The sequence below is a fragment of the uncultured Mucilaginibacter sp. genome (assembly GCF_903913935.1).
Lineage (GTDB): Bacteria > Bacteroidota > Bacteroidia > Sphingobacteriales > Sphingobacteriaceae > Mucilaginibacter.
Genome location: NZ_CAIWNH010000086.1, coordinates 1 through 7,850 on the forward strand (window position 1 = coordinate 1; position 7,850 = coordinate 7,850).

Annotated in this window: 8 protein-coding genes; 4 read left to right on the forward strand and 4 right to left on the reverse strand. The window is 42.2% G+C overall.

Going from position 1 to position 7,850, the window contains the following annotated elements; genetic code table 11:
* From QZY09_RS03330 to QZY09_RS03340, 3 genes are all read left to right on the forward strand, one after another.
* Window positions 1–254, forward strand: a 254-nt coding sequence (locus tag QZY09_RS03330; RefSeq protein WP_295668013.1) for a hypothetical protein, incomplete at its 5' end; no start/stop codon positions are given.
* 251 nt (window positions 255–505) lie between these two features.
* Window positions 506–2,005, forward strand: a complete 1,500-nt coding sequence (locus tag QZY09_RS03335) for an ATP-binding protein (protein ID WP_295668014.1) — start codon at window positions 506–508, stop codon at window positions 2,003–2,005.
* A gap of 210 nt (window positions 2,006–2,215) precedes the next feature.
* Window positions 2,216–2,509: a M24 family metallopeptidase gene (locus QZY09_RS03340; RefSeq protein WP_367119158.1), complete on the forward strand. Its 294-nt coding sequence runs from the start codon at window positions 2,216–2,218 to the stop codon at window positions 2,507–2,509.
* A 277-nt stretch (window positions 2,510–2,786) separates the two neighbouring features.
* Here QZY09_RS03340 and QZY09_RS03345 read toward each other — a convergent pair whose 3' ends face one another.
* Both QZY09_RS03345 and QZY09_RS03350 read right to left on the reverse strand, forming a co-directional pair.
* Entirely contained in the window at window positions 2,787–3,302 is a 516-nt protein-coding gene (locus QZY09_RS03345) for a GNAT family N-acetyltransferase (RefSeq protein WP_295668016.1), read from the reverse strand.
* A gap of 60 nt (window positions 3,303–3,362) precedes the next feature.
* Window positions 3,363–4,331, reverse strand: coding sequence for an alpha/beta hydrolase (locus QZY09_RS03350; protein ID WP_295668018.1), 969 nt, complete (start codon window positions 4,329–4,331; stop codon window positions 3,363–3,365).
* Between the two features lie 338 nt (window positions 4,332–4,669).
* Here QZY09_RS03350 and QZY09_RS03355 point away from each other — a divergent pair, with 338 nt between their 5' ends.
* Window positions 4,670–5,203 (forward strand): hypothetical protein, encoded by a 534-nt coding sequence (locus tag QZY09_RS03355; RefSeq protein ID WP_295668020.1) that lies wholly within the window; start codon window positions 4,670–4,672, stop codon window positions 5,201–5,203.
* Window positions 5,204–5,341: 138 nt separating this feature from the next.
* Here QZY09_RS03355 and QZY09_RS03360 read toward each other — a convergent pair whose 3' ends face one another.
* Together QZY09_RS03360 and QZY09_RS03365 are read right to left on the reverse strand one after the other, a co-directional pair.
* On the reverse strand, window positions 5,342–7,123 hold the full coding sequence (locus QZY09_RS03360; RefSeq protein WP_295668022.1) for a S8 family serine peptidase: 1,782 nt from the start codon (window positions 7,121–7,123) through the stop codon (window positions 5,342–5,344).
* Between the two features lie 313 nt (window positions 7,124–7,436).
* A complete protein-coding gene (locus tag QZY09_RS03365; protein ID WP_295668024.1) occupies window positions 7,437–7,703 on the reverse strand; it encodes a GIY-YIG nuclease family protein in 267 nt (88 codons plus the stop codon).
* Window positions 7,704–7,850: the final 147 nt, after the last annotated feature.

Consider the following 7,850-nt stretch of genomic DNA (forward strand, 5'->3'; position numbering starts at 1 on the left):
CAACAGAAATGGATAGCTTTTTAAAAAGAAAAAAAGAAGCAAAAAAAGAAAAACCTGTTAAGATGTGGATAACGCTGCGCGTTACCCACATCTTAACAGGACAAACAAACAACAATAATGTACTATCTTTATTTATTAAAAATCAGTCAACTTTTTTTAGGACAAGTCAACGCTACAATACCGCTTGCGGGAGCGAAGAAAAACTTAGCTCCTGTAACTTAATATTTAATCACCTCAACTTTCACCGGCCCTAAAAGCCCTGATGATTCCAACCCCGACCTGTGTATTTAAATGGTGTTTTAGTAAATACTTTTAAAGGGCGCCTGCAGGGATGTTGAAAACCATTTCGTTGCTGTTTACTATTTTACCAAATGCGGCATGTTTATTGTGTTATATTGCACAGTTCCGATTTTTTTAAGCTTAGCACCTCAAAATTAATTTTTCACTTTGATACCACCTGTTCGGACAGTCAGGATATCTTTATTTAAAAATAAGGTTAAAGCGTATGATGGGAAGGGATGAGCTTTCAGAAAAATTGGTGATTGCCAATGAGGAAAAAGCAAGACTGGAAGCAGAGTTGATCCTGGCGAATATCGAACTTGACTTTCAGAACGAAGAGAAGAAAAAGCGGGCTGCTGAACTCAGCCTGGCGAATATTGAGCTGGAATTTCAGAACTGGGAGAAACTAAACCGCGCCAGGGAGCTCATTGTCGCTAACAGGGAGCTGGATTTTCAAAACGAAGAAAAAGGCAAACGTGCCGCAGAATTGATCATTGCCGGCAAAGAACTGCTTTTTCAAAATGACGAAAAAGAAAAGCGGGCAGCCGAGCTACTGTTGGCTAATACCGAATTGCATTTTCAAAATGAGGAAAAGGAAAAACGCGCAGCCGAACTGATCATTGCCAACAAGGAGTTGCATTTTCAGAATGAGGAAAAGGAAAAACGGGCGGCCGAACTGATCATCGCCAATAAGGAGCTGCTTTTTCAAAATGAGGAAAAGGAAAAGCGTGCTGCCGAACTGATCATTGCGAACCTGGAGTTGATTTTTCAAAATGAAGAAAAAGAAAAAAGGGCGGCTGAGCTAATTATAGCCAACCTTGAGCTGGTTTTCCAGAACGAAGAAAAGGAAAAACGGGCAAATGAACTGATCATTGCCAATAAAGAATTGACTTACCAAAACGGCGAAAAGGAAAAGCGGGCTGCCGAACTGATCATAGCGCTGGACGAGTTGGGCTACCAGGATGAAGAAAAAGCGAAACGCGCCGCCGAACTGATCATTGCCAATCGCGAACTATTGGTGCAGAAACAGGAAAAAGTACGACGCGCGGCAGCAGAGGCAAAAAAGGATGAATTCTTTAATATGGTTAGTCATGAATTCAAGACACCATTGACCAATATAAAAGCCATAAATCAGTTGCTTGAAAAAACGACTGACCGGGCCAATAAACATTTTCCATTTATTTTAAACGCAGGCCACAGTATTAAACGACTGGAGAAACTGATTGCAGACCTGCTGGATGTAACCAAGATTAATTCTGGCCAGATCGACCTGAATATAGCCGCCTTCTATTTTCCGGATGCACTCACCAATAGCATTGCCAATATCCAGCTTACCGCAAACAACCATGAGATCATGCTGGAAAATTCGACTGATATCCTGTACGCCGGCGACCAGTTCCGGATTGAACAGGTACTGGTCAACTTGTTAACAAATGCCATTAAGTATTCTCCGGATGCCAACAAGGTTTTGGTGAAAGCTAAAGTTGAATCAGGCGATCTGGTAGTGACTGTTCAGGATTTTGGAATTGGGATAGCAAAAAACGAGATCGATCAATTGTTTCAGCGTTTTTACAGAGTAAGCGAAACAGCAATGCTCTTCCAGGGTGTTGGCCTGGGCCTTTATATTGCCTCCGAGATCGTTAAAAAACATAAGGGTACATTTTTTATTGCCAGTGAACCGGGCGAAGGCAGCAGTTTCTGTTTCACATTACCCTTGCCGGCCTGAGATTGTTTTTATTCCTAAAATGCAAGTTATATCCCGCGTGCGGCCTGTCTTCATACATTTTATAATTCTAAATCAATTCTGGTCGTTGGAATTTGCTAAATCGTTTTATTTATCAAAATTCTTTGTTGTTTTTGTTTTTCGATCAATTGAAACATTAAATAATGAAATACCTTAAAATTTTAGCGCTGCTGCTATTTTGCCATACGGCATTTGCACAAACAGATCAAAAACCTCACCGGGCATAGTGTCGGGCGCACCCTGCATGAAGAGCCACATGAGATGGCCAACTACTGCGACCGGTATAACACAGCTTGTTTTAAAAAGAATTCTGTAGTGGCTATCGAGACCTTTATCTCCACTCGGTCGACCATCGCCGAAACGCAGGCAGACGGGTGGACATTAACCGGCAATGAAGGCGGTTTTGTTGCGCAGCACGAACATACCATTACGGTAACAGGCGGTATGCCGGTGATCTTTACCGCGCAGAACGGCATTTGGGATTGAGTTTTTAAATACCATCTGAAACGACACCTGGCGCGCCGGTTTTTCAGTTTTTGATTTCGGCGCGATCCGTAGCCATAAGCATCCTGGTTTGCGAACTCCAACAGCGTTCCAGCGTGCCAATTTTGCACGCACGGTGCCCTTTTTAAACGGAAATTGCGGCAACACTTTTCCCGTTTTAGCGTGGTCTCTCGCAGAGTACCCTGCGTCTTCCCATGATATATTGCAGTGCAGGGTCACCAAGCCAGTAGTCCAGCTATCAATGATCGGAATTTATATTTTACACAACCATTTCCAACAGGGTAAATACCCCGTTCTCATAGTGTGCCGGCAGTTCAGGGGTATAAGCAACTGTTGTGTTGGTGTCAATGATCGTAAAGCCACAGCGAACGTAATAATAGATGAGGCGGTCGTTGCCGCTGCCGGTATCCATGCGGATAAATGATAGGTGGTGCTGTTGAGCATAGGTTTTGGCCCATTCAATAATATGTTTAACAAGGTCATTCCCCCGGCTGGCTTGTGCAGTGGCAATACGGTGGATATAAACAGCAGGGTCACCCTGCGAGCCTTTCCATATCAGTTTGTCGTCCAGTGTGATCATGAAGGTGCTGCCAATCTTTCCGTCCAGGAGAATTTTGAAATGGCGGTTCTCGCTTATTTCTTTTTCAATAAGCGCAACTTCGAAACCGAGCCAATAGTTGTTGCCAACCTGTTTCTGGTAGTGGATTGCCTCTTCGTAAAGAGCGAAGATCGCCGGGATGTCGTCAGGTGTTGTATTATGGATTTGTATCAGCATTGCTTAAAAAAATCAACCGGATAAACGCAGTAAATAAGGCGCTAAACGTACTTTATTAATCTAATTTTTTAGGTTTAATTGCGGCAATATTTGTGATATTATATCTTCCTGCAACAACACTGGCTCTGTTACCGGGATCAGGTGGCCGGATTTTTCAAACCAGAACAGTCCTTTTTTGGGTGCTGCCAACTGCTTATAATATTTTTCGGAGATTATATAATTTGTTTGATGGTCTTTCCGTCCGACAAAAAAATAAACCGGGCAATTAACTTTTGGCAGCGAAACTGTTAAATTGATAAAGTTCGCTTCTTTAAAAAGCGCCGTCATTTCAGAATTCTCCAGAAAGTATTTTTTAAATTCTGTGGTGTCATCAATGGTTTCCCCATTTAAAAGAGACAGCCATTTCCGGTCGTAGTAATTTTGCAGCCCATTCTCAAACGGGATTTTAACTTTGTTTAGCTCAGCGATGGCGCGTTTGTTTTTTTGAGTTGCAGCCTTTTGTTTCAATTCTTTTAAAGAGATCCGTTCGCTTTCCCACTGGTTAATTGCCGGGCTCACTGCGATATAGGCATACACTTGTTCGGGATGCTTATCTGCCATATAAAACCCCAAAACTGTTCCCCAGGACCAACCCATAATCACCATCTTTTTTTGGTGGAATTGTTTCAATAAAGCCGAGACCAGTTCATGGGTATCATTTTCATATAACTTCACTGTAAGTTTAACGGGTGATGGATTAAGTTTTAATGTTTGCCCGCAATTGCGCTGGTCCCAGGCAATAACTACAAAATGCTTTTTTAACAGGTTAAGATAACTTTGGTTCTCCTTATAGATCCCCTCCGAACCCGGGCCGCCGGTTATGAAAAGGAACAGAGGTTTTGTGCGATCTTCGCCCTGTACGGTAACCACCTGCTTAATTCCGCCTGCATTAACAGCTTCGGTAGTGTCAATTGGCGTTTGAGCGAAACAATGCAGAGTGAAAAATATAGCCACGAAACAGCTATATAATTTAAGAGATACCTTCAGCATTTTTTTATCAAATTATTGATAAAGATACTGAAAATGGTCAATCCGCTATTTAATCCCGGTGTCATAAAAACCACCTCAATGCCCGCCTGCTGTTGCCGCCTCAAACACCCTGCAAAAGTTGCCGCTGCCAACCTTACCGAATTAAGGTTGGTAACCAGGCCCTGTGAATTATTTCTTTTTGTTTTGGTCAACGATCTATAAAGCCATCCGGGCAATAACTGACGTGTATTTGTTTTTTATGTGATACTGCGCATGTTTTTACCCTATCGGCGCTGATACTTTTGCCAGGGATTTTTAGCGACCCCTCATCATCTATTCTAATTTTGAAACCCCTTAATATGTTCTCTGAACTCCGTCCTGCAAAATCCATCCGCCTGGTTTTCTTGTTCTTAACTTTCGTTTTACTGCTTACCTGTGCATACAGCCAGCAAACTATGCCGGCCTATCCCCGCATAGTGGGCTATTTCAGCGTTTATCACCCAATTGAAACCCTAAGTAATAGAAATTTTACCGGCAACTTTGGCAATGCGTACACGGTGTCATTCCCTTTTGGTATGCATATTTTAAAAAGTGACCATTTTGGGGTGAGTTTCGAAATATCACCCTGCATCCGTACCGAACATAATATATCAAAAGTTAGTTCGGTAGCATTTAACCCGGGTGCTTTGTTCAGGTTTACACGTGGCTATACGCTGGTTTCGCGGCTGGCTTTTGAGAGCAGCGGCCGGTTTGGTTTTACACCTGCCCTTATCAAGATCATTAAAAGAGGTAAAGATTGCAACCTGTTCACCGCCGTAGCATTGCCTGCACGCTTTGGTAATAACCAGGCCCCGTCATTAAGTTCGGGCTTACAACTGGGGCTTACCTTTTAAAGAAGCCGGATCAACCCGCTATATTGAAACACAAAAGCCTTCTACTTTCGTCAAAGGCTTTTCTATCCGTTTAAAAACAATGCCCTGCCTTCGTTAGAAAAGATTCAGAAAAATGGTGTTTTAACTAAGAGGTCGGTGTCATTTTGATGCGGTCAATAAATTGTAGGACTTTTTGGGATTAACAAGCTTAATGCGGCCATCCGCCGAAACATCGGCGCCGCTTTTGATCAATCTGACTATTTCAGTCGGGCTGAGAGATGGTTTGACGGCAATAAGCTTTGCTGCTAAATTTGCGATATAAGGGGTGGCCATAGAGGTGCCGGACAGCAATATTTTCTTGCCACCTGGGGCATCGCTTTCTACAAGGTAACCATTTGCGTGAATTGTAACTTTGTTTCCCGTGGCTGTAAAATCTGTTTCGAGGCCAGCGCTGTTAACGGAGCCAACACCAATCATGTTTGGCAGATCCAACGCGGCCGGATAACGCAAATCAATATTTGAATTAGAATTTTTATTGCCGTTTGAAGATATGAAAAGTATTTCTGGCGCAGCATGAAAAGCTTCATAAAGCGCATTTTTACGCATGGTCCATAACTTTATGGCTAAAGCTTTTTGCTCAGGTTCCGGCATTTTAGGATTGTATTTTTGAATGTCGTTTTGGTAATCGCTTATAAAATAGCCCCAGCTCATCGTCACTACACGTACTTTGGCAGCCTTCCAATATTTTACCAGGTCCTTTAAATTTTGGGCAACTTTTAACTCAGTTTCAACACAAGGCGATTTTCCGTTCGGCGTGAAACCCACATCCTCACTAAACCTTACCGTTAGCAAGCGTGCATAAGGGTTGCCGCGCATGGCTATGCCTGCAACGTGTGTACCGTGTGCATAGTCGCCTACAAAATTGATCAACGCCCATAAAGAATCGCGTTGTACCACATTGGCTTTTGCTATCTCATCCTTATAATAATGATAATCGGCGCTTTCAATACCGGCTTCTTCGTCTCCGTTACCTCTCATTAGCCTTAACGCATTAGGATATAATTTTTCTTGCTGTGCTGTTAAAGGCGGAAGTAGTTGGCTGTCTTTATTCTCCTGCAGGTCGTAAGCTACGCCATGTATATCGTCTATATAGCCATTATGGTCGTTATCGATGCCGTCAACTTTTTCTTTTGGATTTGTGTATAACCTGTCTTTAAAAAGAGAAATATCCGTGCCGGCATCAAATACGCAGATCACCACAGGTGCATATGGTTTTCCTGGCGGCAATTCCAGGTCGCGTGCCGGCCAAATATTAACCTGGTTGCGTGCGTTTGCCATGGTTAGGCTATCCATAACAGCGGAAACAACCTTGCTAACCTTATCAAAGTCATGCATCTCGTAAAACAAAAACAAAACGTAATCCACGTTTCTTACTGAAAGCGGGCCGGCGGCAATAGGCGGGTTTAAATCGCTGGCGGCAATTTTAACAAATTCGGCCGCCGTCATGTTGGCGTATTGCTGCCTGATCCGCTGTAATGAAGACGCCGCGGAAATATATGGAATCGCAGTTACGCTTTTAGTAAATATGTTGCGAAAATTGCTGATATAATTTGCAGCTGCGGGGTCGCCTGACGCTATCAAACTTCTTTTTACCAAAGCGCTTGTTGCTTTCGCCGCAGGTTTTATTTCCAACGCTCTCAAAGTATCATAATAGGCTAAGGATTTGGCGTTGTCGCCATCGTAAAACGCCAGGTCACCCAATATCCTGTAGTGGGTCTTCAACGCTGCTGTATCGTGTATCTCGTAGCCGTAAAGATCGGTTATAAGGTCATGTTTCAATTGTTCTTTAAGTGTTTTTACCTGCTGCTCATCCGCCAGCAAAACCGCCAGACTATCCTTAATTGGATAGGTGTGAACAGGCAGCTGTTTGCCTGTGCCCATTGCTGTTTTTTGGCAATAAGAGAAAGCAAATAAGAATATTAAAGGAATAGTACTAATAATTTTTTTAAAAGTAAGACCCGGGCTCTTTAAAAAACAGTAGTGATAACGATTCATGTTTAAGAAGGATTTATGTCAAATATATAATTATGCAATTAAAAATTTTGAAAAATTGTGACTGCCCATTCTTGCACAAATTGCTGGTGATGACAAAAAGAAAAAGCCTCAATCTTCCGACTTGAGGCTTTCGACTTAAATGTAGCGGGGAGCAGGATCGAACTGCCGTCCGCTTTGAGGCGGATATGAATCCTGCGCTTTAACCATCTGAGCTACCAAATTTCTCTCTAATGATATTCCGGGCGAATTTTCTGCCTAGTGTTGATTTTAAATAGTTTTCTCTTTTTATAGCCTCTGTTTTTGTTTCAAATTCTTCGGTATGTGCAATAACCCATGGGCGATATTTAATGGTATGGCCTTTAGTTGCTAATTCGTTGTGGGAGAGGAAGCGGTTGGGTAAATCGGAAGTGTAACCAATATAAATTTGGTTGAATTTTGCAGAATATAATATGTAGACAGTAAACATAAGTTTTAGGTTAATTAAAAATGAGGCTGTATCATAAATCATGATCAGCCTCTATTTATTTTAAAAAAAGATAATAAATCAGGCAGGTAATATTTGTATTAATCATCTGATTTTCATATATTTATGGTATAAACATATGAAAGATGG